Genomic DNA, 23,324 nt, shown 5'->3' with positions numbered 1-23,324 from the left:
ATCCTTTAAGCGGTGGTCGAGGTGATGTTGCGCATCGGCGTGAACAGATACGCCGCCGCCGCGAACAGCACCAGTATGATGCCACCGCCGATGAACAATTGCGATAGCGCGATCCGCGTCAGCAGCCATCCCGCGCTGGCCGCCGACAACGGCGCCAGCCCCATGAAGATGAACATGAAAATGCTCATGGCGCGGCCCATCATCTGCGGCGCCACGCGGCGCTGGATCCAGGTGAACACATTGATCTGCATATAGCCGGTCAGCAGGCCAAGCGACAGCATCAGCGCGGCCGCCTGCCACGCGGCGTGCACCAGGCCCAGCGGCGCCACCAGCAGGCCGGCGACGGCGTCCATCATCAATATCATCACGCCGAAGCTGGCGAAGCGCAGGCGCGCGCCGAACTTCGCCGCCACGCCCATGCCCATCAAGGTGCCCAGGCCATGCGCCGCCATCAGGAAACCCAGCGTGGAAGCGCCATGCAGGTCGCTGGCCAGCACCGGTATCGCCACCTGCATGGTGCCGCCGATGAACAGCGACACGATGCCCCAGTAGATGAAGCATTGGCGCAGCGGCACGTCGTCCCACACCATGCGCAGGCCGGCGCCGACGGAACGCAGCACCGATTGCGGCGCCGCGCCGGACTGCGGCGCCGCCGTCGCCAGCGGCCGTACCTGGGACAGCGTCCACGCCGACACCAGGAAACTGGCGCAGTCGAAGCCGAAGGCCAGCGCCAGGCCGCGCGCATCGCCGCCCGCGACAGCCAGCAGGCCCGCCGCCAGCAGCGGCCCGGCCAGCATCGACACCTGGCGCAGTCCCATCATCACGCCGTTGGCGGCCTGCAGATGCTCGCGCGGCAGCGCCAGCGGCATCATCGAGGTGGCGGACGGGATGCCGAAGGCCTGCGCCAGGCCGATGCCAAAGGCCAGCACGTAGATCAGGTGCAGCGTCAATTGCGGCGTCAGCGCGATGGTCAGCGACAGCGACTCGCCCAGCGGCACGGTGGGTGCGGCGTCGGCGTGCATCACCAGCAGCGCGAGCAGGGCAAGCAGCACGGCGTTGGCGTACTTGCTCAGCATGAGCACGCGCTTGGGCGAGTAGCGGTCCACCAGCGCGCCGCCCAGCAGGATGAAGACCGCGCGCGGAATGCTCATCAGCGCGATCACCAGGCCCAGCGCCAGGGTGCTGCTGGTCAGCTTGAGCACCAGCCAGGGCAGGGCGATCATGGTCATCTGGTCGCCCAGCAGCGAGATCACGCTGCCGCGCATCAGCCATTTGAAGTTGGCATCCTGCCGGAGCGTGCTCATGAGTTGGAGGCGTTCATGCCGGCGATCAGCGCCAGTGCGTTGCTCAGATCGTCGAACTGCGCCGACGGGCAGCTGCGCAGCAGATCCTTGCTGATCTGGTCGGCGACGGTGACGGCGTTGTTCAGCAGTTCGCGGCCGGTCTCGGTGATGGCGGCATAGGCCACGCGGGCGTCGCGCGGATCCTGCTGGCGCTCGACCAGGCCGATTTTTTCCAGCGGCAGCAGGGTGCGGGTGACGCCGGACGCGGTCAGGCCCTGGCGCTCGGCCAGGTCGACGCGGCGCAGGCGGCCGCCCGGCGCGCGGTTCAGGTAGTGCAGCAGCATGAAGTCGCTGAAGCTGATGCCGTGGTAGCCGCCCAACACCTGGTCAAGGCGGCGGACGAGGGTGGCCTGGGCGCGCGCCAGGCGCAGTGTGAATTCAAGACTGGGGCTGATAGGCGTTTCCATGATTGCGTCCTTGTTGAGTTATGCTTGAATAATACTTGAGTAAGCAAGCATTGTATAGTTTTTATTCGGGATTCGTTAAACTGAAAGAAAACTACATAAACAGGGGATAGCGATGCATATGGGGACCACCGAGATCTTCCTGATCGCGATGACAATTATTTTCAGCGTGCCGTACCTGATCTGGCGCCTGGGCGGCACGGATTACTACGCGCCGCTGGTGGTGGTGCAGATCATCGCCGGCATCCTGCTGGGGCCGGGCATCATGGGCCGCGCCTTTCCCGAGTACTATTCCTTCGTGTTCAATCCGCAGGTGGTGCAGTCGCTGAACGGCATCGCCTGGTGGGCGGTGATGATTTTCGTGATGATCGCCGGCATCGAGCTGGACCTGAAAAAGGCCTGGGAACACCGCCGCGAGAGCACCATCACCGCCGGCCTGGCGCTGGGCACGCCGCTGGTGTTCGGCTGCGTCGCCGCGCTGGGCCTGCTCGGCTACGCCGGCTGGGTGGGGCCGCAGGCGCATGCATGGCAGTTCGTGCTGGGCGTCGGCATGGCCTGCGCGGTGACCGCGCTGCCGATCCTGATCCTGCTGATGGAAAAACTGGAGATCCTGCGCCAGCCGATCGGCCAGCGCATCCTGCGCTACGCCAGCCTGGACGACATCGCCATCTGGGGCGTGCTGGCGGTGATCCTGCTGGACTGGGACCGCGTCGGCCGCCAGGCCGGCTTCCTGCTGGTGTTCGCGTTGGCGACCAAGCTGTTCCGCATGATGATGGTGCGCATTCCCGAGCGCGACCGCTGGTACGTGTCCTTCATCTGGCTGGCGGTATGCGCGCTGGCAGCGGACTGGGCCGGCCTGCACTTCATGGTCGGCGCCTTCCTGGCCGGCGCGGTGATGGATGCCGAGTGGTTCGACCAGCAGAAAATGGATCTGCTGCGCGCCAACGTGCTGATGGCGGTGATGCCGGTGTTCTTCCTGAGCACCGGCCTGCGCACCAACTGGGCGGTGGGCGGTTCGGCGGTGTTCCTGGTGGCGCTGGTGCTGCTGGTGGCGTCGGTGTCGGGCAAGCTGGCCGGCATCCACCTGGCCGGCAAGATCCTGAAATGGGGGCCGGGCGAGGCGTCGGTCATCGGCTGGCTGCTGCAGACCAAGGCGCTGATCATGATCATTTTCGTCAACATCCTGCTGGACAAGCAGATCATCACCAGCGAAACCTTCACGGCATTGCTGCTGATGGCGATCGGCAGCACCATGCTGACGGTGCCGATGGTGTATCCAAAATTGCAGCGCGTGGCGCAGCTGATCTTCAAAACGAACTGATATAATTACGGGATGAACGATACTACCCAACTCCCACCACTGCCGGATCGTCTGTCGATTGATCCTCGCAGCAAATTCCACGTCGCAGCCGTGTTCGAACACGATGTCGGCATCAAATTCAACGGCAAGGAACGCATGGACGTTGACGAATACTGCATCAGCGAAGGCTGGATCAAGGTCCCGGCCGGCAAATCGCTGGACCGTTTCGGCAATCCGATGCTGATCAAGCTGAAAGGCACGGTCGAAGCGTTCTACCGCTAAGCCTGCGCCGCACAAAAAAAGCCGCCCGATGCGTCGAGGCGGCTTTTTTGCATTAATGGCCGGCCGCGGTGAACAGCAGTGCCAGAAAACTCTTCACCACCGGCCGGCATTCGTCGCTGCGCCAGTTGGCCACCATGGTCAGCGGCTCCAGCCCCGCCAGCGGCACCACGCGCATGCCGGGCGGCGGCGTGCCCAGCACAAAGGCGGTGCCCAGCATCAGGCCCATGCCGTCCCTGGCCAGCTGGATGCCGAACAGCGACTGGGTGGCCTCGAACACGAAATTCGGCGTCACGCCGGCCGCCTGGCAGGCTGCCACCAGCCCGTCGTACACCGGCGGATTGACTTCGCGCGCAAACACCACGATGCGTTCCTCCGCCAGGCTGCTCAGCGGCAGTTGCTGCGCGCCGGCCCAGCGGTGCGTGTCGGGCAGCAGCAGCGCCCAGTCGGACGCCGCCACCAGCCGGCTGCTGATCTCGGAGGAGTGGGGCATGGCTGCCTGCGGCCCGCCGAGGATGACGCCGACGCCGACATCGATCTGCCCGCGCATCAGCGCGCCGCCATGCTGCTGGTGCAGGATCTCGTGGCGCACCAGCCTGGCGTCGGGATAGGCCAGCAACAGCTGGCTCATCGCATCGGCCAGCACCGGCAGGTTGGCGTATTCGGTAATGCCGATGGAAATCCACAAGTCTTCGCCGCCGCCGGCGGCGGCCGTTTGCTGGGCCAGCTGGTCGAAATTGCTGAGGATTTTGGCGATGCCGTCGCGGAAGACCACGCCGGCCGGCGTCAGCGCCAGCTGGCGCTGGTCGCGGTCCAGCAGCTTGACGCCGAGGCTTTCCTCCAGCCGCGCGATCTGCTGGCTGAGGGCCGGCTGGGTGATCGACGCCAGGTCGGCGGCGCGGCCGAAGTGCAGTTCCTGGGCCAGCAGCAAGAAGTTTTGATACAGTCTCAGTTCGGAGGCTTTCACAGTTTTAAACCTTTGCGCTGAGCGTAGCGTTGCATTTTACTCCGCGCGGCGCGCGCCGGGTGCAGTCGCGCCAGCCAGGCCGGCAGGCCGAAGCAGAATGACACGGTGGTGCCGGAGCCGCCGTCGGCGGCGACGCCGAACCGCGCGCCGAGATCGGCCGCGCGTTCGCGCATGCCGTGCAGGCCGAAATGGCTGCCCACATGCGGTGAGCTCAGCACATGCAGCGGAATGCCGCGGCCGTCATCGGCAACGCTGATCACCACCCGCGTTGCGATCCACTCTTCGGTGATGGAGATGGTGCTGGCGCCGGCGTGGCGCACGGCGTTGCGCACCGCTTCCGCCAGGCACATGAACAGTTCGTCGGCAAAGCCGTCGCGCTGCGCGGCCAGCGCAGCCGACAACGTGCAGTGAAACCGGATGCCGGCCGGATCGCAGACGGTGCGCGCCAGGCTGTCGAGGCGGGTTTGCAGCGACGCCGATATGTTGGGCTGGCGCAGTTCCAGGATCAGGTCGCGGCCCAGCGCCATGGCGTCGGCCGCCTTGTCCGCGATCGCCTCCAGGTTGGCCGAGGTGCTTTGCAAGGCCAGCACGATCATGTGGCATTGCTGGAGAAAGTCGTCGTGGAGGATGCGGGCGATGCGGTTACGCTCGGTCTGCCGCTCGCGAAAAATCAGGTCCGAGAGCTCAGCCGGCGTAATCAGGACTTTTCGGTTGCGCATGCGGGAAATTTTCAACGGGAGACGGGGCGCATTCTACGCAGGATGCAAGCCACACTCCAATTAGAAATTATTATCCTGTCAATAAGGGGGTCTTATCGGAAGCGCAAAACAAAAGGGCTGGATTCCGCGTAAAACGGAGTCCAGCCCTCGATCGCCGCAGGCGGCGGGATATTATTGCGCGCTGATGTTGCCGCGCAGCTTGTCCAGCATCTGCAAGGTGGTCGGCAAAAGATTCATGATCCCGTGGTACGCACAGTATTCACAAAACGCTTCTTCCGGCGTCATCGCAGCAATACTGGCGTCGGAATGACCGCGTCTGCGCAGGGCGCGCAGGCAGGCGGCATCCATATTTCTGGAGTTCATGCACTTCTCCCTAGATAGTTAGTGGTTAGTTTCGTACTGTTAATATTGTAATTCGAAATAATGCCGCATGGCAACTAAATTAGAATTTCTTAACAATTAGAAACAAACTGCTACTTCTATCCGGGCTTCAGGCCGGCGCCAGCGCGGCTTCCGCCGTCAGATTGCGTTGCAAACGCCACACCAGGAACGAGGCCACCAGCGACGTGCCGACCACCACGTAGCCGACCGTGTCGAAGTGCTGCAAGTGGCCGTCGGCCGCCTGCGTGACGATGTGGCCGGACGCCACCGACGCCAGGCCGCCGGCCAGTTGCTGGATCGAGGCGCTGATGGCGTTGTACGAACCGCGCTGGGTCTGCACCGGCACCGTCGACGACAGCGCCTGGAACGGAATCATGCGCGAGAAGATCCCGACAAACATCATCGTATTCACCACCACCAGCATCCACAGCGGCACGCGGCCCAGGTGGGTGTAGATCAGCACCATGGCGATCGACAGCGCGGTGCCGAACAGGAACACGCGGAACTTGCCGAAGGCGTCCGCCGCGCGGCCGATCATCGGGCCGATGAAGATGGTGCAGACGCCGGTGATCAGGTACACGGTCGGCAGATGGTGCAGGTCGATGCCCATGTTGTTGACGATGTAGGCGCTGCTGAACGGCATCAGCATGAAGCCGCCGGTGGTCAGCAGGGCGGTGATGGCGAACGCCAGCAGGTAGCGCTTCTCGGTCAGCGTGTGGAACAGGTGCATGAAGGCGCTGTGCTCCTGCGGCTTGCCGAGGTGGCCGTTCACCGGCTGCATTTTCCACGCCACCAGCAGGCCGCCGATCAGGCCGAACGCGGCCATCGCCATGAACGGCACGTGCCAGTTCCACTGGTTGGACAGGTAGATGCCGGCCGGGATGCCGAGCACCTGGCTGGCGGCAAACGCGGTCTGGATCAGGCCCATGACGCGGCCGCGCATCTGTGGCGGGAACAGGTCGGTGGAGATGGCCAGCACGATGGAGCCGATCACGCCGCCGAACAGGCCGGTGAAGATGCGCGCCGCCAGCAGGCTTTCAAAGCTTTGCGCCAGGCCGCACCAGACGGTGCCGACGATGAAGCCGGTGTAGAAGAACAGCAGCAGTTTCTTGCGGTCGTAGCGGTCGGCGAAGCCGGCGGTCAGCAGGCCGGAGACGCCGGCGCTGAAGGCGTAGGCCGACACCACCAGGCCGAACTGCGCCGGACCGATCCGCAGGTCCGGCATGATCACGGCGCCCAGCGGCGACATGATCATGAAATCCAAAATAACGGCGAACTGCAGGAAGGCCAGCATCGCCACGACGATTTTCTGGTAGCCGCTGAAGGGCGGCGCAGGGGTTTTCTTCATTAATTATTCTTTCGTTTCGTCTGGTGAACCGGGGCGGCAGAACGGCGGGCGGTGCTTGAAGAAGCCTTCGCGCTGCTTGAAGAACTGGGCGCGCTCGTCGGGCGTCATGGCCTGCCAGCGCTGCCAGTGCTCGCGCTTTTCGTGCCAGTCGCGGTGGTGGCCGCGGAAGCCGCCGAACAGGATGCGGCAGAGTAGCAGCAATCCCAGGGCTTGCCAATAATTGACGGCATTGGCGCCGGGGAAGATGTTGGGGATCAGGCAATTCCACAACAGCATGACGATGGCGCCGAGCAGCGCGCCGCAGGCCAGGATGAACAGGCCTTTCATCACTTTGAATTTCTTGTAGCTCATATTTTCGGGACGCATGTTGGTCTTACTCCTTTCATTCTTCGTACAGGGCTTGCAGGCGCTGGCGCAGGTACAGCACGGCGTAGCGCTTGCGGGCCAATAAAGTGTTGATCGAGACGCCGGTCTGTTCGGCCATCTCCTTGAAACTGACGCCTTCCAGTTCGTGCGCAATGAAGACATCGCGCTGGTTGGCGGGTAATTCTTCCAGGGCCAGCTGCAATTCCTGCAGCAGCATGGCGCGGGTGTAGGCGGCTTCCGGGCCGCCGTCGGGCGAGGGCAGCATCAGGTCGAGGCGGCAGTCGTCCTCGTCGCCGCCGCCGCCGGCGAGATCGTCGAGCGCCACTTCCTTCTTCTTGCGGAAACGGTCAATGATACGGTTGCGGGCGACGCGGAACAACCAGGCGCTGACCTGCTCGATCGGCTCGGGCAGGTGGTAAGCCTGGGTGAACTCGTAGAACACGTCCTGCAGGATGTCGTCGGCGTCGGTCTGGTCGGCCACCCGGCGGCGGATGAAATGCCACAAGCGCGAACGCTCCCGCAGCACCGTCGCGGTGATGGCCTGATCTTGCTCAGTTGTTGTTATTGGTGCGGTCATGGACTGGAAGACGGTTCTGGCAGCGGAATATTGTGTTGCTCTGGAAAGTCTTCCACGACAGCGATGATGCCCACAATCCGCGTGGTTTACGGCATTGTGATTCAGCTATCGCTAGCCGTTTGAGGCAGGGTGGCGGCGCTGCCATTCGTCGGCGACGTCGCCCATGGTGCTGGCGGCGCCGCTGCGTATCCACGCCATGAACTCGCGGTCGAACTTGAAGCCGGCGCCGCATTGGGCGGTCAGGAAGCGGCGCGCGTTCTGCGTGTTCTTATAGTCCGCGCCGACCACCGTCTGCCGCGTGATTTCCGCGCCATGCCAATCGAACGCCACGTCAGTTCTCCTGCGTGCCAAGCAACGTCGGCTTGATGCACAGCAGCAGCAACCAGACGGTAAATCCGATCAGTATGAAGGCCAGGTCCACCGGCGGGAACTGCTTGCGGGTCGCGTTCACCAGCAGGCAGCCCACCGCCAGCGGAATCAGCAGGAGCAGGGCGGTGATCCAGCGGAACCAGGCGTTCGCGAATTTCCCGGGCCAGCCCAGCGAAAACATCATATAGCCGGACGCCACCAGCGCGCCCGAGGCGATCACCGAGGCCACGATTTGCCAGGGCGGCGTGAAGTCTTCACCCTGCGGCACCGCGCCTGCGAGCAGCGAAAACATGGTCGACATCATGAACAGGCCGATGCCCAGCACGCAGCTGCACAGGCTGGTCGCGATACGCATCACTGTGAGCACTTTGCTCATCGTACCGCCTGCCTTTCAAATATGTAGGATCTGCTAGTGTACCCACTTGGCAGTCGCCAATTCTCACGCATTCTCACCAGCTTATTCGGCCCGTGGTTTCAACCGTCTGGGCGGCGAAATCGGCATTCTGTCCGAAACCGGCTGGCCGGCAACCATTTCTTTTTTACACTGAACCCTCTTTAACGATGAGAAGGAAGAGTCATGGGCAAGTGGTGGAAATGGGGCGTGCTCGCGGCGTTGCCGCTGGCGGCGCAGGCGCAGGGGAATTTGTCCGGCCTGGACCATGGCATGACCGGTCCGCGCGCGCAGGTGCTGGTGCTGGGCACCGTGCACTTGCGCGGCATGTCCAAGGACTTCAATCCAGCCTCGCTGAACGGCGTGCTGGACCGGCTGGCCGCGTTCAAGCCGGACATCATCACCATCGAAGACCTGCCGGGCGACGAATGCGACCTGGCCTCGCGCCAGCCGGCCAAGTACGGCAACGACTACTGCCCGTCGACCGACGCCGCCAGGGCCGCCACCGGCCTGGCGGCGCCAGCCGCCATCACGGAAGCCGACAAAACCCTGGCCGCCTGGCCGGCGCAGCCGACGCCACCGCAGCGGCGCCATCTCGCCGCCTTGTTCCTGGCCGCGAACAACCGCGCCTCCGCCTATGTGCAGTGGCTGCAACTGCCCGAGGCCGAGCGCCGCGCCGGCGACAGCCTGGACGCCACGCTGGTGGACCAGCTCAACAAGATAAGCACGGTCAACGATGAAAGCTACCAGCTGGCGGCCCGCCTGGCCGCGCGGCTGGGACGGCAGCGCGTGTACCCGGTCGACAACCACACCGGCGATTACCTCGACCTGCCCGACATCAAAGCCTTCGTGCGTGCGATCGAAGGCGCGTGGGCGGCCGGGGGCGCAGTGCTGGGCGAGCAGGAACGGCGGCTGGACGCGCTTGGCAAGGCGGACGACCTGCTGCCGCTGTACCGCCAGCTCAACGACGCCGCCGCGCTGAAAATCCGGGCCGACGGCAACGTCGGCGCCGCCATGCGCGCCACGTCGCCGGAAGGCTATCCACAAATGTGGGTGGCGGGCTGGGAGATCCGCAACATGCGCATGGTGGCCAACATCCGCGAAACCTTCCGCGAACGTCCCGGCGCGCGCGTGCTGTCCATCGTCGGCGCCACCCACAAGCCGTGGTTCGACGCCTGGTTGGGCCAGCTGCAGGGCGTGGACATCGTCGACACGGCCGCCGTGCTCAAATGAAAAAAGCCGCCAGATCGCTCTGGCGGCTTTTTTTACGGGCTAACCGCGATTAACGGTCACCGTAGGTGCGGCGCTGGCCGTCGGCGCTGCGTGGGTTGCTGCCCTTGTAGCCGCCGCCGGTGCCGCTGCCTTCACGGCGCGGGGCGCCGCTGCTGCTGCCTGGCTTGCTGAACGAACGCTGGCCTGGCTTGGCGCCGCCACGGTTGTCGCCCGGTTTCCAGCCGCCTGGACGTGCCGACGAGCGTGGCGCCGACGCGGTTTTCTTCGGCTCGAAGCCCTCGACCACGTTCACCGGAATCAGCTGCTTGGTGAAGCGTTCGATGCGCTTGACGTTCATGCCTTCAGCATGGTTGACCAGCGACACGGCGTGGCCATTGCGGCCGGCACGGCCGGTACGGCCGATGCGGTGCACGTAGTCTTCCGGGAACTTCGGCAGGTCGTAGTTGAACACGTGGGTGATGGTCGGCACGTCGATACCGCGGGCGGCAACGTCGGTGGCGATCAGGATCTTCACCGAACCGCGGCGCAGGCTGTCCAGGGTGCGGTTACGCGCGCCCTGGTGCATGTCGCCGTGCAGCGCGGCAGCCGAGAAACCGGCGATGTTCAGACGGTCGGCGATGGTGTCGGCGTCACGCTTGGTGGCGGTGAACACAACGGCCTGGTCCAGCGTTTCGTCGCGCAGCAGGTGGTCCAGCAGGCGATTCTTGTGCGACAGGTCGTCGACGAAGTGGACGCGCTGGGTGATGTTTTCGTGCTTGTTGGCCGCGCTCATGATCTGGATCACTTGCGGGTCTTTGGTGATGCGACGGGCCATATTGCCCACCACGCCATCCAGCGTGGCCGAGAACAGCATGGTCTGACGGCCGGCCGGGGTCGCGGCAACGATTTTCTCGATGTCGTCGATGAAGCCCATGTCCAGCATGCGGTCGGCTTCGTCCAGCACCAGGATTTCCAGTTGCGAGAAGTCGATCTTGCCCGATTCCATGTGGTCGATCAGGCGGCCAGGGGTGGCGACCAGGATCTCAGGATTCTTGGCCAGCAGTTGCATCTGCTTAGGGTAAGGCATACCGCCCAGGATCGACACGGCCTTGATGCGGCGCAGGTTGACGCTGTACTTGTCGGTATTGGTGGTCACTTGCAGGGCCAGTTCGCGGGTTGGGGTCAACACCAGCATTTTTGGCTGTGCGGCTTTGAAACGTGGACGCTCGCCACGGGCGCGGGCGGCTTGCATTTCTTGATTTGGAGTCTTGCCGGCGGTGGCCGGATCGATCTCGGACAAACGGTGCAGCGACGGCAGCATGAAGGCTGCAGTCTTGCCGGAACCGGTTTGCGAGGAAACCAACAAGTCCTTGCCTGCGATCGCGGCAGGCACGGCCTGCTGCTGAACTGGAGTCGGCGCGGTGTAGCCGGCGTCGGTCAGGGCTTTGATGATGGACGTGTTGAGACCTAGTGCTTCAAATGTCATGCTTTTCTTTCGTAAAAATCTGCGTTCACGCAAATACGGAACGCGAAATAGCAACGCCTACCAAAACGAAATGACTCAATCAAAATCGAAAGAAATTTCGGCACAAAAGCTTTGCGCCGGGACGGTGTCAGGGAGCGACACCAGAGGCGGGAGGGCTTTATAAGAGCACCAGGAACGGTGCGCTGAGGCTGCGATGCTGCTAAAAAACTACTGACTGGACAACCGGTATCGCTTGTTATCGACACACGCATTGCAGTGCAAGACAGCTATTATGCCTTAGTTCGCCCCTCTTGTACAGACATATACTTTCGCGCGCCCTATCGTGCGCCGGCTGTGCGCTAGCCGCGTTATTTTTTAAATATTATTTAATTTTTAACGGGGGGATTATGCGAAATTTTATGCTGGCAGGTTTGTGTGCGATGCAGCTTGGTCTGGCGGTGGCGGCGGAGTCGCCGGCGCTCACCGATGCCGACCGGTCGGCGGTCAAGCTGGGCATCCGGCGCGATTTCCTGACGGCGGTCAGCGGCGCCTGCGGCCGCAAGTTCCCGGAGCACGCCAGCACCTATGACAGCGCCGTGCAAGCCTGGCGCAAGACCAATGAAGTCAGGTTGAAGCAGGCCGATGTGCTGATGGTCAGTCGCACCAGCAGCGATGACGCCAGGGTCATGGGGCCGCTGCTGGAGGAAGAAAAACGCACGCTGCAGGACTGGCAGACCAACAAGCTCGGCATCTCGCAGCAGAAGGCGCCCAGCATGGCCGATTGCGACAAGCTGTACGCCAGCCTGGCCACGCTGCCATAAAAAAACGCCCTGCGTGCAGGGCGTTTTTGTGTGCGCGGAGCGGGGAAGGCTTACTGGTAGTCTTCCGCGTTCAGGCCCATCACGTGCGAGAAGCCGCCGTCGACATAGGTGATTTCACCGGTGATGCCCGACGCCAGGTCCGACAGCAGGAAAGCGGCGGTGTTGCCGACTTCTTCGATGGTGACGTTGCGGCGCAGCGGCGCGTGCGACGAGGCAAAGCCCAGCAGCTTGCCGAAGTCCTTGATGCCCGAAGCGGCCAGGGTCTTGATCGGACCGGCCGAAATGCCATTCGAACGGATGCCCAGCTTGCCCAGGTTTTCCGCCAGGTAGCGTACCGACGCTTCCAGCGAAGCCTTGGCCAGGCCCATGGTGTTGTAGTAAGGAATCGCACGGACCGCGCCCAGGTAGGACAGGGTCAGCACCGACGAACCGTTTTTCAGCAGCGGCAGCGCGGCCTTGGCCATGGCCGGGAAGCTGTAGGCCGAGATGTCGTGGGCGATGCGGAAGTTCTCGCGGCTCAGGCCGTCCAGGAACTCGCCGGCGATGGCTTCGCGCGGCGCAAAGCCGATCGCGTGCACCAGGCCGTCCAGCTGCGACCAGCTCTTGCCCAGGTCGGCGAACAGGGCGTCGATCTGCTCGTCGCTGCCGACGTCGCAGTCGAACACCAGCTTGCTGTCGAATTCAGCGGCGAATTCGGTGATGCGGTCTTTAAAACGTTCGCCGACGTAGGTGAACGCCAGTTCGGCGCCTTCGCGGTGGCAGGCCTTGGCGATACCGTAAGCGATGGAACGGTTCGACAGCAAACCAGTGATGAGGATTTTTTTGCCTTGCAAGAACGCCATAGGGACTCCGATTGCGACTGCGTGCCGGGCTTGCTCTCAGAGCTGGCTGGCAACGTCAGTGGGGTTATGTTTTTTTAGTGTGCGAGTATTGCCCGACACGCAAGACCAAGATTGTAGGACGTGTCAGCCGTGACTGCAACCTCTGAATCACGCTGAACGGCCCCGCCAGAGCGGGGCCGGGCCGGCGTCACTGGCTGGCTTTGCGGTGCTTTTTGCCGTGGGCGGCGTCACGCGAGACGCGCGCCTTGACCAGGGCGACCGGACTCGATTTGTCCGACTTGCCGGCCTTGGGCAATTTGTAGCCCTTGGCGGTTTTGCCGCTGGCGCGCTCGGCTTCATACGAGATGTTGGCGTTCTCGGCCACATCCGGTGCGATGTCGATGCTGGCCGAAGTGGAGATCTTCGGCACCAGGATGGTCGAGCCGGCCTTCAGCACCGAGTTCTGCGGGATGTTGTTGGCCTGGCGGATCACCTCGGGCGAGGTGTGGAAGCGCGATGCCAGCGAGCGGATCGATTCGCGCGCGCTGGTGATCTTGTGCGTGCTCCAGGTCGACAGTTCCTTGGTCCATTGCGACAGGTTCAGGTGGAACTTCTCGGCGTTTTCCTTCGGCAGCAGGATCTTGGTCTGCTCGTCGCCGGTGATGACCGGACGCTTGAATTGCGGATTGAGCGCCTTGAACTCGTCCACCGACAGCTCGGCCAGGTGGGCGGCGACGGTCAGGTCGATGTCGCTGGTCTTGTCGATGGCGGTGAAGTACGGCGAATTGTCGATCAGCGGCAGGTTCAGGCCGTACTGCTGCGGATTGGCGACGATGTTCTTGACCGCCTGCAGCTTCGGCACATAGTTGCGGGTCTCGGCCGGCATCAGGTCGGCCAGACTTTCGAAGTCGGTTGGCTTGCCGGCGGCCTGGTTGCGCTTGATGGCTTTCTGCACCGAGCCTTCGCCCCAGTTATACGCGGCCAGCGCCAGTTGCCAGTCGCCAAACATATCGTACAGGCGCTGCAGATAGGTCAGGGCGGCGTCGGTCGAGGCCAGGATGCCGCGGCGTTCGTCCTTGAAGGCGTCCTGCTTCAGGTTGAAATCGCGGCCGGTGCCCGGCACGAACTGCCACATGCCGGCGGCGTTGGCGCTCGACAGGGCGTTCGGGTTGAAGGCGGATTCAATGAAGGGCAGCAGCGCCAGTTCGGTCGGCATGCCGCGCTTTTCCAGCTCGGAGACGACGTGGAACAGGTACAGCGACGCGCGCGCGGTGGTGCGGGCGATGTAGTCCGGACGGGTGGCGTACCAGTTGATGTGCTTGGCGACCAGGTCGTTGTTTACATCGGGAATGGCGTAGCCGCTGCGAATCCGGCCCCACACGTCTTTTTCGCGGAACGCATCCTCGTCGACCAGTTTGGCCGGCTTGGCGGTTTTCAGGGAGGTGACGTCGGGAACGGGGGATTTTGGCAGGGGAGACAGCGCGGTGGTGACCGTCGGCAACTCTGGTGCATGATCGTAAGCCAGGGCCAGGGTGGGCGCGAGTAGCGCTACCAGCGTGGCGAGGGCGAAAGATGTGGGAATTCGTGCTTGCATAGTTTTCCGTGAGTTAGCGAGAAGAAACTTCGCGTGGACTATGAATTAAACGTGGAGTGTACGAATGTCCCTACAATCAGTCAAGGAATATGTCACCCTTATGACAAATTCTTATATGCAACAATTCCACGTAAATAAGAGCCAGATGCCGGCAAATTGACGGAAGTAGGCGGTGGGCCGAAGAGTGCGTACAATCCTGCCTTTGTGTAGTGATTGAGGAATAGCAATATGAGTACCCCTGCCATCGACCGCGATGTGGTCATCGCCGACACCGTGCATTGGCTGGAAAAAGCCGTCATCGGCCTGAACCTGTGCCCGTTCGCCAAGAGCGTGCATGTGAAAAAGCAGGTGCGCTATGTGGTCAGCGAGGCGGAAACGCCGGAGGAGCTGCTGGAAAAATTGATGGAAGAGCTACAGCACCTGGCCGACGCCGATCCGGAAAAGCTCGACACCACGCTGCTGATCCATCCGCAGGTGCTGACCGACTTCTTCGATTACAACGAATTCCTCGACGTCGCCGACGCCGCGCTGGAAGACCTGGGGCTGGATGGCTTCCTGCAAGTGGCCAGTTTCCACCCGCGGTACCAGTTCGACGGCACCGATGTCGACGACATCAGCAACTTCACCAACCGCTCGCCGTACCCGACGCTGCACCTGCTGCGCGAGGAATCGATCGACCGCGCGGTCGAGGCGTTCCCGGAGGCGTCCGACATCTTCGACAAGAATATCGAGACGCTGGAAAAGCTCGGTCATGCCGGCTGGGACAAACTGATGGAGAAACCATGAGCGATCTGCCGATCCGCCCGGATACGCCGTGCGTGGCAGTGTGCTCGACCACCTTTGATGAAATCTGCCGCGGCTGCGGCCGCACGGTGGTCGAGGTGGCGCACTGGGTGTCGATGACACCCGAAGCCAAGGAGCTGGTCTGGCAGCGCATCCTGGCGCAGGGCTACCCGCGCCGGAACACCTGATTAATACGAGCCGATAAAGTCCTTCTTGCCGATATCCAGGCCGTTGTGGCGCAGGATGTCATACGCGGTGGTGGCGTGGAAGTAGAAATGCGGCAGCGCGTAGTGGAACAGATAGGTCTGGCCCACGAAATGCTTGGTCTTCTCGCCGCTGCCGGTGGTGATGGCGCGCGCTTCGCTGCCTTCGATCTGCGCCTGCGGCACGCTGTCGATGTAGGCCAGCGTCTTGGCGATGCGCGCCTTCAGGTCGGCAAACGTGACTTCCTTGTCTTCATACGACGGCACTTCCTGGCCGCCCAGGCGCGCGGCTGCGCCCTTGGCGAAATCGCAGGCGATCTGGATCTGGCGCGTGAACGGCAGCATGTCCGGGAACAGGCGGTATTGCAGCAGCGCGGCCGGGTCGATTTTCTTGTCGGTCGCGTGCGCTTCGGCCTTGTCGAGGATGGCGTTCAGGCTGTTCAGGATCTGCTTAAACACAGGAATGGAGGCGGAATACATCGAGAAGGTGGTCATGGCAGTTCCTATGTGTGGGAAAAAGAGTCGCGATCATAGCGCGGCTGTGGGATTTTTGCTGACTCCGATACTTTTTGCGTATATTTACGTGCATAATTCCTATTAAGTAACAACCTCAGACCGATGATGCAAATTAACCAATACGCCGTACCTGTGCATGACTAGCACGATTTATCAGAAACTGCGTGCCCGCCTCAGTGCGCTCTACGGTCTGTCCATCTATGGGGCGCTGTTGCTGGTGGTGTTCGGCGGTCTGGTGATCCCGGCCATCATCGGCAGCTACCTGCTGATCGGCGTGCACGAGCAGCAGTCGGCGCGCGTCACGCTCAACGAGTCGTTGCAGCGCAACGCCGACATCCTGGCGCTCGGCATGCAGGAATCGCTGTGGAATATGAATGCCGAATCGGCCCATTCGCTGGTCGAATCGGTGATGCGCGACCGCTCCGTGTTGCAGGTGCAGGTGGTCGGCCAGGCCGACACCCAGTTCATGCACGTGCGTTCGCCGCGCGCGGCCAGCGGCAATGTGTACCGCGCCGAGCGCGAGATCCTGGTGCGCGGCGAACGCATCGGCCGCATCATGGTCGAGATGGACGACGCCCGCAGCCAGCAGGAACTGCGCGAGAAGCAGCTGTCCTACGTGTTCGTGCTGGCGGCGCAGCTGATGGTGTCGCTGCTGCTGATCGTGCTGTTCCTGAATTCCCGCCTGATCAAGCCGCTGCGCAAGCTGATGCGCTTCTCCGACCGCCTGTCGCACGGCGACTTCGAAACCCGCCTGGACGTCACCGGCAGCGATGAGCTGGGCCGCCTGGCGCAGCAGCTCGAGCAGATGCGGGTGGCGATCAAGCGCCTGTTCGAGGACATCGGCCAGCGCGAGGAGCGCTTCCGCACCATCGTCACGCAGGTGCCGGGCGCGGTGTTCCGCTTCCGTCCCGACGGCCCGATCGACTTCGTGTCCGACGCCATCGAAGACATCTCCGGCTACTCGGCCGCGCAGTTCATGCGCAGCACCACCCATTCGTGGACCAACCTGATCGCGCCGGAAGACCGCAAGAAGCAGCGCCGCGTGATCGCCATGGCGATCCAGGACGGCCAGCCCTACGAAATCGAATACCGCATCCAGGACGCCGCCGGCGCCGAGCGCTGGGTGCAGGAGAACGGCCAGCCGCAGCCCTCGGACGGCGACCGCGATGCGCCGTGGGTGGACGGCATCATCTCCGACATCAGCCAGCGCAAGCACAATGAAATGCGCATCGAAGCGCTGCTGGCCGAGCAAAGCGCGATTCTGGACAACGTGATGTTCGGCGTGATGTTCGTGCGCCACCGGACCATCGTCTCGGTCAACCGCCGCTGCGAAGAGCTGTTCGGCTACGAGCCGGGCGACATGTCGGGCGCCTCGACCTCCATCCTGTTCCTCGACGACTTCGACTTCGAATCGTCCGGCGCGCGCCAGTATCCGTCCCTGGCCAAGGGCGACTACTTCAACGAAGAGCGCCAGTACCGTCGCCGCGACGGCAGCGTGTTCTGGTGCCTGGTCAGCGGCTATGCGCTGGACCACCACCGCGCCAACGAGGGCAGCATCTGGGTGTTTGCCGACATCACCGAACGCAAGGAAGCCGAGGAAAAACTGCGCCTGTCCGGCACCGTGATCGAGCACATCGCCGACGGCGTGGTGGTGCTGGATGCGGAGGGCACCATCGTCGCGGTCAATCCGGCCTTCACGCAGATCACCGGCTACACCGAAGAGGAAGCGCTGGGCAAGGACCGCACGCTGACGCGCTCCGGCCGCCACGAGCACGCGTTCTACGAAGGCATGTGGCAGGAACAGCTGGACAAGGGCTTCTGGCGCGGCGAGCTGTGGAGCCAGCGCAAGAACGGCGAGATGTACCTGGAGTTCCTGACCGTCAGCGCGGTGCGCGACCCGCGCGGCAAGGCCACGCATTACGTCGGCGTGTTCAGCGACATCACCAAGGCCAAGGAGTCGCAGGAAAAGCTGGACCACCTGGCGCACCACGATCCGTTGACCGCGCTGCCGAACCGCCTGCTGTTCCACGATCGCCTGCAGCACGCCTTGCAGCGCGCCTCGCGCGACGGCGAACAACTGGCGCTGCTGTTCATCGACCTGGACCGCTTCAAGAACGTCAACGACACGCTGGGTCACCACATCGGCGACGAGCTGCTGAAGCAGGTGGCGACGGCGCTGCACGACCGCCTGCGCGAAGGCGATACGCTGGCGCGCCTGGGCGGCGATGAATTCATCGTCCTGCTGGAGAATATCGAGAACCAGTACGGCGCCAGCCAGGTCGCGGAAAAGCTGGTGCAGATGTTCGAGGAGCCATTCATGGTGGCCGGCCACGAGCTGTTCGTGACCTGCAGCGTGGGCATCAGCCTGTTCCCGGACGACGCCACCGACCTGAATATGCTGATCCGTAACGCCGACGTGGCCATGTACCAGGCCAAGGCGCGCGGCCGCAATGGCTTCAGCTTCTATGCGCCGTCGATGACCGGCGAGGGCGTCGAGCGCCTGCGCCTGGAGACCTTCCTGCGCCGCTCGATCGAGAAGGACGAGATCTTCCTCAACTACCAGCCGCAGGTGGAAATCGACACCGGCCGCCTGGTGGGCGTGGAGGCGCTGGTGCGCTGGAACCATCCGGAACTGGGCCTGATTCCGCCGATCCGCTTCATTCCGCTGGCCGAGGACACGGGCTTCATCAACCAGCTGGGTAAGTGGGTGCTGCACGAAGCCTGCCGCCAGATGGTGCGCTGGCAGGAAGCCGGCCTGCATGTGCCGAAGATCGCGGTCAACCTGTCGGCCAAGCAGTTCGAGCGCGGCTCCATCGTCAACATGGTGGCCGACATCCTGCGCGATACCGGCCTGGAGCCGCAGCGCCTGCAACTGGAAGTGACCGAGTCGGTCATCATGAACACCGGCGACGCCATGGTCTTCATCAACGACCTGCACTCGATCGGCGTGGCGCTGGCGATTGACGATTTCGGCACCGGCTATTCGTCGCTGGCCTACCTCAAGCAGCTGCCGGTGGAAACGCTGAAGATCGACCGTTCCTTCATCAAGGACATCTCGACCGACGTCAATGACGAGGCGATCGCGATTGCGATTATCCAGCTGGGCAAGAGCATGAACCTGTCGGTGATCGCCGAGGGTGTGGAAACCGAAGAGCAGGCCGCGTTCCTGCTGCGCCATGGCTGCAATATGGCGCAGGGCTATTTCTACAGCCGTCCGGTGTCGGCGGATGATATGCTCACACGCTGGAAAAAATAAAAACAGCAGGAGACGCAATGCAGGCAGCGAAGAGCAAATCGCGCCGCCGCTTCATCATGGGCGGCGTGGCGGTGACTGGCGCGTTGGTGGTGGGCTGGGGCGTGATGCCGCCGCGCCAGCGCCTGAATGGCACGCATCCCTTGCCGCTGGCCGGCGACAGCGTGGCGCTTAACGGCTGGGTGGGCATCGGCAAGGACGGCAGCGTGACCGTCGCCATGCCGCGTAGCGAAATGGGGCAGGGCGTGCATACCGCCTTGCCGATGCTGGTGGCCGAGGAGCTCGACGTGCCGCTGTCCGCCGTGCGCCTGGTGCAGGCGCCCATCGACAAAATCTTCGGCAATATCGCCATGCTCCGGGACGGGCTGCCGTTCCATCCGGATGATACGGGGCGCTTGAAATCCACGGTGAGCTGGGTAGTGGGCAAGGTCGCGCGCGAGCTGGGGCTGATCATTACCGGCGGCTCTTCCAGCGTCAAGGATGCGTGGGAGCCGATGCGCGAAGCCGGCGCCACCGCGCGCGCGATGCTGGTCGCCGCCGCCGCCGCCGAATGGTCGGCGCGTGTTGCCGATTGCCGTACCGAGGGTGGCCATGTGGTGCACGCCGACGGCCGCCGTCTGGCCTATGGCGCGCTGGCCGACAAGGCGGTGCATGCACAGCCGGGCGAGGTGCGGCTCAAGTCTCCCGAAGAATTCAAACTGATCGGCCACCCGCAGCCGCGCCGTGACACGCCGTCCAAGGTCAATGGCACGGCCATCTTCGGCATCGACGCGCGGCCGCAGGGACTGGTGTATGCGGCGGTGCGCATGTCGCCGGTGATCGGCGGCACGGTCGCCGGCGTGAACAGCGCTGCGGCGTTGAAGATGCCGGGTGTGCTGAAGGTGGTCGATTTTTCCGCCGCGCTGACCGGGAAGACCGGCGCCGGCGCCGGCGTGGCCGTCATCGCCAGGACCTACTGGCAGGCGAAGCAGGCCGCGCTGGCGCTGGACATCAACTGGAATGACGGGCCGCAGGCCGGCCTGTCCAGCGCCGCCATCTACGCCGACTTCGCGGTGAAGCTGGACAAGGAAGACGGCTTCGCCTACTACAAGGCCGGCGACATGGACGCGGTGGAAGGCAAGGCCGCGGGTGTCGCCAAAAGCGTGAAGGCCGAATACCGCGCGCCGTATCTGGCCCATGCCGCCATGGAGCCGGTCAACTGTACCGCGCAGGTCAAGGACGGCAAGGTGCGCGTGTGGGCGCCGACGCAGTCGCCCGGCTTCGCGGTGGACGTGGCGGCCAAGGTGGGCGGCGTATCGGCGGACAACGTGGTGCTGGAAGTGACCATGCTGGGCGGAGGCTTTGGACGAAGGCTGGATGTGGACATGGTGGCGCAGGCGGTGGCCATCGCCAGGCAGGCCGACGGCCAGCCGGTGCAGATGATCTGGTCGCGCGAGGACGACACCACGCACGACGTGTATCGCCCGGCGGCGTTGGCGCGCTTCAGCGCCACGCTGGACGCGGCAGGCAATGTTATTGGCTACGACAACAAATCGGCCAGCGGCTCGATCTCGCACCAGTTCTTCAAGCGCAATCTCGGCCTGCCGCCGGGTGGGCCGGACAAGACCACGGCCGAAGGCGAATTCGATATGCAGTACCACTTCGCCAACCAGCGCATCCGCCACGTGATTGTGGACAGCCCGGTGCCGCTGGGGTACTGGCGCTCGGTGGGCCATTCGCACAATGCCTTCTTCAAGGAGAGCTTCATCGACGAGCTGGCGCATGCGGCGGGCAAGGACAGCGTGGCGTTCCGGCGCGAGCTGCTGGCCCAGCATCCACGCCATCTGGCGGTGCTGAACGCGGCGGTGGCCAAGGCCGGCGCAGCACCGGAAGGCCGCGCGCATGGCGTGGCGCTGCACCAGTCGTTCGGCACCATCGTTGCGCAGGTGGCGGAAGTGTCGGTGGAAGGCGCGGAGATCCGCGTGCACCGCGTGGTTTGTGCGATTGATTGCGGGCTGGCGGTCAATCCCAACATCATCGCGCAGCAGGCGGAATCGGGCGTGATCTTTGGACTGTCCGCCGCGCTGTTCGGCGCGGCCACCATCAAGGACGGCAAGATCGAGCAAAGCAACTTCCACGACTATCCGGTGGTGCGCCTGAACCAGGCGCCGGAAGTGGAAACCATCATCCTGCCCAGCACCGCGCATCCCGAAGGCATGGGCGAACCGGCCACGCCGCCGATCGCGCCGGCCGTCGCCAACGCCGTCTTCAAGCTGACCGGCAAGCGCCTGCGCAGTTTGCCGCTAACGTTGTAAAACCCTGGTTTAGAGGGCGTCGCGCAGCAGCGTGCGCAGGTTGCAATTACGCTGCCATTCGGCGCGCTCGGCGTTGTTGACGATCAGTTCCTGCAGTTCGGCATCGCTTTGCGCGGCGGTCGACTGCACCAGGCGGTGGGCGACGCCGGCGTCCGGCAGCATGGTGCCGAAGAAGGCCACCAGTTCGTGGTGCTGGATCAGCAGGGTGGGGAAGTTCTCCACGTCCAGGTCGCCGACCACGTCGGCATGGTCTTCAATGTCGATCCAGACGAAGAATTTGTCCGGATGGCGCGCGGCCAGTTCGTCGAACGTGGCGCGGTAGGATTCGCAGGTGCCGCACCAGGCGGCGCACAGGCAGGCGACGATCCAGCGGTCGCCGGCCAGGGCCGCCGCCACGTCTTCGCGGTTTTCGGAATTCAGAGTCAGACTATGCATGGTGGTGATCTGGCAAGGCCGCGCTCGGCCCAAAACGGTATTTTACATGGCCGCGCGGGGTCGCGCCTGCCAGCGCGCCGGGTTAAAATACGGCATGCCTAATATTCTTGCCATTGAAACCTCGTCCGAAACCGCCTCCTGCGCTCTGCTGCGGGGCGATGCCGTCATCAGCCGCGTCTCCAGCGGCGTGCGTACCCATTCCCAGGCCGTGCTGCCGATGATCCAGGAATTGCTGGCCGAAGCCGGCATCGCGCTCAAGGATTGCGACGCCATCGCCTATGGTTCCGGTCCTGGTTCGTTCACCGGCGTGCGCACCGCGTGCGGCGTGGCGCAGGGGCTGGCGTTCGGCGGCAAGCTGCCGGCCGTGCCGGTGGTGACGCTGGATGCGATGGCGCTGGCCTGCCACCAGCAGCACGGCGCCGCCGAGGTGCTGGTGGTGCTGGATGCGCGCATGGGCGAGGTCTATTGGGCGCAATATCGTTTTGAAAACGGCATGCCGGTGGCGGTGCTGCCGCCGGTGCTGTCGGCGCCGGCCGATGTGCAGCCGCAAGGTGCGCCGGTGGCGTGCGGCAACGGTCTGTCGGCCTATGCCGAGGCCTTCCCGGTCGGCGGCTTTGCCGAGGTGATGCCGCATGCCGAGCAGATCGCGCAACTGGCGGCGGTGGCCTTTGCCGCCGGTCGCACGGTGACGGCGGCCGAGGCGCAGCCGCTGTATCTGCGCAACAAGGTCGCTTACACGCAGGCCGAGCGCCGCGACATGGCCGCGGCCAAGCCGGCTGAAGGTGGCGCATGACGGCGCCAGTCTGGGATCTGGCCCGGCTCAACTACGAGCCGATGCAGCAGGCGGATCTGAACGATGTGTTCGCGCTGGAGCAGAGCGTGTATCCGCATCCGTGGACCATGGCCAATTTTCAGGATTCGCTCAACAGCAGTTACGAGGCTTGGGTGCTGCGCGACCGCGATGGTTATCTGCTCGGCTATTTCCTGCTGATGGCGATCGTCGATGAGGCACACTTGCTGAATGTGGCGGTGTCGGCCGAGAAGCAGGGGCAGGGGCTGGGACGGTTCCTGCTGAACCAGGCCGCCGCGTGCGCGCGCGGGCTGGGCATGGAGTCGGTGCTGCTGGAAGTGCGGCCGTCGAATACGCGGGCGCTGGAGATTTATGAGCGCTATGGTTTCAAACAGATCGGCCGGCGCAAGGGATATTACCCGGCGGCGAACCAGCAACGCGAGGACGCCATTGTGATGCGGTTTCAGTTATGAGTCAGTCGGCGGCGCGTAGCAGCGCGTTCTTGCAGGAGATGGGCGTTGGCGTGCAATGGAAATTGCGCACCGGCCCGCAGGAGGCTGATGGTTTTGCAGCGGCAGTGCAGGCGCTGGCGGACGAGCGGCCGGAGGACGATGCGCCGGTAGCGGCAACCGTCGCCACCGCGCCGCCACCAGTCGCCGCGCCGGCGCCGATGCCGACCGCCGCCGCGCCAGC

At 63.8% G+C, this 23,324-nt stretch carries 25 protein-coding genes; 10 read left to right on the top strand and 15 right to left on the bottom strand.

The genetic code is table 11. The annotated features are described in order from the left end of the window. Window positions 1-5: 5 nt before the first annotated feature. Both GJ695_RS24120 and GJ695_RS24115 read right to left on the bottom strand, forming a co-directional pair. Entirely contained in the window at window positions 6-1,304 is a 1,299-nt protein-coding gene (locus GJ695_RS24120) for an MFS transporter (RefSeq protein ID WP_154369307.1), read from the bottom strand. Next, the gene (locus GJ695_RS24115; protein ID WP_154369304.1) at window positions 1,301-1,750 is read right to left on the bottom strand and encodes a MarR family winged helix-turn-helix transcriptional regulator; all 450 of its coding nucleotides are present in this window, start codon (window positions 1,748-1,750) and stop codon (window positions 1,301-1,303) included. Before GJ695_RS24115 ends, GJ695_RS24120 begins: the two co-directional genes overlap by 4 nt. A 112-nt stretch (window positions 1,751-1,862) precedes the next feature. Between GJ695_RS24115 and GJ695_RS24110 the strand changes: the two genes are divergently transcribed. Together GJ695_RS24110 and GJ695_RS24105 are read left to right on the top strand one after the other, a co-directional pair. Then, the gene (locus GJ695_RS24110; RefSeq protein ID WP_154369302.1) at window positions 1,863-3,068 is read left to right on the top strand and encodes a cation:proton antiporter; all 1,206 of its coding nucleotides are present in this window, start codon (window positions 1,863-1,865) and stop codon (window positions 3,066-3,068) included. Window positions 3,069-3,080: 12 nt separating this feature from the next. Further along, on the top strand, window positions 3,081-3,329 hold the full coding sequence (locus tag GJ695_RS24105) for a DUF3297 family protein (RefSeq protein ID WP_110848463.1): 249 nt from the start codon (window positions 3,081-3,083) through the stop codon (window positions 3,327-3,329). A gap of 52 nt (window positions 3,330-3,381) precedes the next feature. On the opposite strand, the gene GJ695_RS24100 is transcribed toward GJ695_RS24105, so the two are convergent. The 8 genes from GJ695_RS24100 to GJ695_RS24065 form a co-directional block, all read right to left on the bottom strand. Next, on the bottom strand, window positions 3,382-4,293 hold the full coding sequence (locus GJ695_RS24100; RefSeq protein ID WP_154369300.1) for a LysR substrate-binding domain-containing protein: 912 nt from the start codon (window positions 4,291-4,293) through the stop codon (window positions 3,382-3,384). Further along, a complete protein-coding gene (locus GJ695_RS24095) occupies window positions 4,290-5,012 on the bottom strand; it encodes a sensor histidine kinase (RefSeq protein WP_154369299.1) in 723 nt (240 codons plus the stop codon). Before GJ695_RS24095 ends, GJ695_RS24100 begins: the two co-directional genes overlap by 4 nt. Window positions 5,013-5,183: 171 nt before the next feature. Continuing rightward, complete coding sequence (locus tag GJ695_RS24090) at window positions 5,184-5,375, bottom strand: hypothetical protein (RefSeq protein WP_154369297.1); 192 nt, start codon at window positions 5,373-5,375, stop codon at window positions 5,184-5,186. Window positions 5,376-5,502: 127 nt separating this feature from the next. After that, window positions 5,503-6,741, bottom strand: coding sequence for an MFS transporter (locus GJ695_RS24085; protein ID WP_154369295.1), 1,239 nt, complete (start codon window positions 6,739-6,741; stop codon window positions 5,503-5,505). A 3-nt stretch (window positions 6,742-6,744) separates the two neighbouring features. Continuing rightward, complete coding sequence (locus GJ695_RS24080) at window positions 6,745-7,107, bottom strand: hypothetical protein (RefSeq protein ID WP_371865468.1); 363 nt, start codon at window positions 7,105-7,107, stop codon at window positions 6,745-6,747. A 16-nt stretch (window positions 7,108-7,123) separates the two neighbouring features. Next, window positions 7,124-7,684, bottom strand: a complete 561-nt coding sequence (locus GJ695_RS24075; protein WP_154369293.1) for an RNA polymerase sigma factor — start codon at window positions 7,682-7,684, stop codon at window positions 7,124-7,126. Window positions 7,685-7,795: 111 nt separating this feature from the next. Then, a complete protein-coding gene (locus tag GJ695_RS24070) occupies window positions 7,796-8,014 on the bottom strand; it encodes a DUF6434 domain-containing protein (protein ID WP_166455323.1) in 219 nt (72 codons plus the stop codon). Window position 8,015: 1 nt separating this feature from the next. Next, complete coding sequence (locus GJ695_RS24065; protein ID WP_154369290.1) at window positions 8,016-8,429, bottom strand: hypothetical protein; 414 nt, start codon at window positions 8,427-8,429, stop codon at window positions 8,016-8,018. Window positions 8,430-8,630: 201 nt separating this feature from the next. On the opposite strand from GJ695_RS24065, the gene GJ695_RS24060 reads away from it, so the two are divergent. Next, window positions 8,631-9,677 carry a DUF5694 domain-containing protein gene (locus GJ695_RS24060; protein ID WP_154369287.1) on the top strand — a complete coding sequence of 349 codons (1,047 nt, stop codon included), beginning with the start codon at window positions 8,631-8,633 and terminating at the stop codon, window positions 9,675-9,677. A gap of 49 nt (window positions 9,678-9,726) precedes the next feature. Here GJ695_RS24060 and GJ695_RS24055 read toward each other — a convergent pair whose 3' ends face one another. Further along, window positions 9,727-11,142 carry a DEAD/DEAH box helicase gene (locus GJ695_RS24055; RefSeq protein WP_154369285.1) on the bottom strand — a complete coding sequence of 472 codons (1,416 nt, stop codon included), beginning with the start codon at window positions 11,140-11,142 and terminating at the stop codon, window positions 9,727-9,729. 398 nt (window positions 11,143-11,540) lie between these two features. On the opposite strand from GJ695_RS24055, the gene GJ695_RS24050 reads away from it, so the two are divergent. Then, a complete protein-coding gene (locus GJ695_RS24050) occupies window positions 11,541-11,942 on the top strand; it encodes a hypothetical protein (protein ID WP_154369283.1) in 402 nt (133 codons plus the stop codon). Between the two features lie 50 nt (window positions 11,943-11,992). Here GJ695_RS24050 and fabI read toward each other — a convergent pair whose 3' ends face one another. Beyond that, window positions 11,993-12,784, bottom strand: a complete 792-nt coding sequence (gene fabI, locus GJ695_RS24045) for an enoyl-ACP reductase FabI (RefSeq protein WP_110848445.1) — start codon at window positions 12,782-12,784, stop codon at window positions 11,993-11,995. A gap of 187 nt (window positions 12,785-12,971) precedes the next feature. Beyond that, complete coding sequence (locus GJ695_RS24040; protein ID WP_154369281.1) at window positions 12,972-14,357, bottom strand: transglycosylase SLT domain-containing protein; 1,386 nt, start codon at window positions 14,355-14,357, stop codon at window positions 12,972-12,974. 228 nt (window positions 14,358-14,585) lie between these two features. On the opposite strand from GJ695_RS24040, the gene GJ695_RS24035 reads away from it, so the two are divergent. Beyond that, window positions 14,586-15,143: a DUF1415 domain-containing protein gene (locus GJ695_RS24035; RefSeq protein WP_154369279.1), complete on the top strand. Its 558-nt coding sequence runs from the start codon at window positions 14,586-14,588 to the stop codon at window positions 15,141-15,143. Continuing rightward, window positions 15,140-15,328 carry a DUF1289 domain-containing protein gene (locus tag GJ695_RS24030; protein WP_154361245.1) on the top strand — a complete coding sequence of 63 codons (189 nt, stop codon included), beginning with the start codon at window positions 15,140-15,142 and terminating at the stop codon, window positions 15,326-15,328. The genes GJ695_RS24035 and GJ695_RS24030 overlap by 4 nt, the downstream gene beginning before the upstream one ends. Here the strand turns inward: GJ695_RS24030 and GJ695_RS24025 are convergent, their stop codons facing one another. Continuing rightward, window positions 15,329-15,838: a DUF1993 domain-containing protein gene (locus GJ695_RS24025; protein WP_154369277.1), complete on the bottom strand. Its 510-nt coding sequence runs from the start codon at window positions 15,836-15,838 to the stop codon at window positions 15,329-15,331. It lies immediately after the preceding gene. Window positions 15,839-15,995: 157 nt separating this feature from the next. Here GJ695_RS24025 and GJ695_RS24020 point away from each other — a divergent pair, with 157 nt between their 5' ends. Together GJ695_RS24020 and GJ695_RS24015 are read left to right on the top strand one after the other, a co-directional pair. Then, entirely contained in the window at window positions 15,996-19,115 is a 3,120-nt protein-coding gene (locus GJ695_RS24020; RefSeq protein WP_154369275.1) for a bifunctional diguanylate cyclase/phosphodiesterase, read from the top strand. Window positions 19,116-19,132: 17 nt separating this feature from the next. Next, the gene (locus GJ695_RS24015; protein WP_154369273.1) at window positions 19,133-21,406 is read left to right on the top strand and encodes a xanthine dehydrogenase family protein molybdopterin-binding subunit; all 2,274 of its coding nucleotides are present in this window, start codon (window positions 19,133-19,135) and stop codon (window positions 21,404-21,406) included. A gap of 9 nt (window positions 21,407-21,415) precedes the next feature. On the opposite strand, the gene GJ695_RS24010 is transcribed toward GJ695_RS24015, so the two are convergent. Further along, complete coding sequence (locus GJ695_RS24010; protein ID WP_154369271.1) at window positions 21,416-21,841, bottom strand: thioredoxin family protein; 426 nt, start codon at window positions 21,839-21,841, stop codon at window positions 21,416-21,418. 94 nt (window positions 21,842-21,935) lie between these two features. Between GJ695_RS24010 and tsaB the strand changes: the two genes are divergently transcribed. Then, window positions 21,936-22,634 (top strand): tRNA (adenosine(37)-N6)-threonylcarbamoyltransferase complex dimerization subunit type 1 TsaB, encoded by a 699-nt coding sequence (tsaB, locus tag GJ695_RS24005; RefSeq protein WP_154369269.1) that lies wholly within the window; start codon window positions 21,936-21,938, stop codon window positions 22,632-22,634. Next, window positions 22,631-23,104, top strand: a complete 474-nt coding sequence (gene rimI / locus GJ695_RS24000; RefSeq protein WP_154369267.1) for a ribosomal protein S18-alanine N-acetyltransferase — start codon at window positions 22,631-22,633, stop codon at window positions 23,102-23,104. The genes tsaB and rimI overlap by 4 nt, the downstream gene beginning before the upstream one ends. The last annotated feature ends 220 nt before the right edge of the window (window positions 23,105-23,324 follow it).

Source organism: Duganella alba (genome assembly GCF_009674495.1).
GTDB classification, from domain to species: Bacteria; Pseudomonadota; Gammaproteobacteria; order Burkholderiales; family Burkholderiaceae_D; genus Rugamonas; species Rugamonas alba.
Note: the sequence above shows the minus strand (reverse complement) of the source record. Positions and strands in the feature narration are given on the sequence as shown.

What these genes read in the sequence shown, in the direction of transcription:
- tsaB (WP_154369269.1), top strand. Translation starts at nt 21,936, where the DNA reads ATGCCTAATATTCTTGCCATTGAAACCTCGTCCGAAACCGCCTCCTGC.
- GJ695_RS24010 (WP_154369271.1), bottom strand. Translation starts at nt 21,841, where the DNA reads ATGCATAGTCTGACTCTGAATTCCGAAAACCGCGAAGACGTGGCGGCG.
- GJ695_RS24035 (WP_154369279.1), top strand. Translation starts at nt 14,586, where the DNA reads ATGAGTACCCCTGCCATCGACCGCGATGTGGTCATCGCCGACACCGTG.
- GJ695_RS24030 (WP_154361245.1), top strand. Translation starts at nt 15,140, where the DNA reads ATGAGCGATCTGCCGATCCGCCCGGATACGCCGTGCGTGGCAGTGTGC.
- GJ695_RS24065 (WP_154369290.1), bottom strand. Translation starts at nt 8,429, where the DNA reads ATGAGCAAAGTGCTCACAGTGATGCGTATCGCGACCAGCCTGTGCAGC.
- GJ695_RS24020 (WP_154369275.1), top strand. Translation starts at nt 15,996, where the DNA reads ATGACTAGCACGATTTATCAGAAACTGCGTGCCCGCCTCAGTGCGCTC.
- GJ695_RS24025 (WP_154369277.1), bottom strand. Translation starts at nt 15,838, where the DNA reads ATGACCACCTTCTCGATGTATTCCGCCTCCATTCCTGTGTTTAAGCAG.
- GJ695_RS24085 (WP_154369295.1), bottom strand. Translation starts at nt 6,741, where the DNA reads ATGAAGAAAACCCCTGCGCCGCCCTTCAGCGGCTACCAGAAAATCGTC.
- GJ695_RS24105 (WP_110848463.1), top strand. Translation starts at nt 3,081, where the DNA reads ATGAACGATACTACCCAACTCCCACCACTGCCGGATCGTCTGTCGATT.
- GJ695_RS24110 (WP_154369302.1), top strand. Translation starts at nt 1,863, where the DNA reads ATGCATATGGGGACCACCGAGATCTTCCTGATCGCGATGACAATTATT.
- GJ695_RS24015 (WP_154369273.1), top strand. Translation starts at nt 19,133, where the DNA reads ATGCAGGCAGCGAAGAGCAAATCGCGCCGCCGCTTCATCATGGGCGGC.
- GJ695_RS24060 (WP_154369287.1), top strand. Translation starts at nt 8,631, where the DNA reads ATGGGCAAGTGGTGGAAATGGGGCGTGCTCGCGGCGTTGCCGCTGGCG.
- rimI (WP_154369267.1), top strand. Translation starts at nt 22,631, where the DNA reads ATGACGGCGCCAGTCTGGGATCTGGCCCGGCTCAACTACGAGCCGATG.
- GJ695_RS24055 (WP_154369285.1), bottom strand. Translation starts at nt 11,142, where the DNA reads ATGACATTTGAAGCACTAGGTCTCAACACGTCCATCATCAAAGCCCTG.
- fabI (WP_110848445.1), bottom strand. Translation starts at nt 12,784, where the DNA reads ATGGCGTTCTTGCAAGGCAAAAAAATCCTCATCACTGGTTTGCTGTCG.
- GJ695_RS24090 (WP_154369297.1), bottom strand. Translation starts at nt 5,375, where the DNA reads ATGAACTCCAGAAATATGGATGCCGCCTGCCTGCGCGCCCTGCGCAGA.
- GJ695_RS24095 (WP_154369299.1), bottom strand. Translation starts at nt 5,012, where the DNA reads ATGCGCAACCGAAAAGTCCTGATTACGCCGGCTGAGCTCTCGGACCTG.
- GJ695_RS24075 (WP_154369293.1), bottom strand. Translation starts at nt 7,684, where the DNA reads ATGACCGCACCAATAACAACAACTGAGCAAGATCAGGCCATCACCGCG.
- GJ695_RS24120 (WP_154369307.1), bottom strand. Translation starts at nt 1,304, where the DNA reads ATGAGCACGCTCCGGCAGGATGCCAACTTCAAATGGCTGATGCGCGGC.
- GJ695_RS24050 (WP_154369283.1), top strand. Translation starts at nt 11,541, where the DNA reads ATGCTGGCAGGTTTGTGTGCGATGCAGCTTGGTCTGGCGGTGGCGGCG.
- GJ695_RS24080 (WP_371865468.1), bottom strand. Translation starts at nt 7,107, where the DNA reads ATGCGTCCCGAAAATATGAGCTACAAGAAATTCAAAGTGATGAAAGGC.
- GJ695_RS24040 (WP_154369281.1), bottom strand. Translation starts at nt 14,357, where the DNA reads ATGCAAGCACGAATTCCCACATCTTTCGCCCTCGCCACGCTGGTAGCG.
- GJ695_RS24115 (WP_154369304.1), bottom strand. Translation starts at nt 1,750, where the DNA reads ATGGAAACGCCTATCAGCCCCAGTCTTGAATTCACACTGCGCCTGGCG.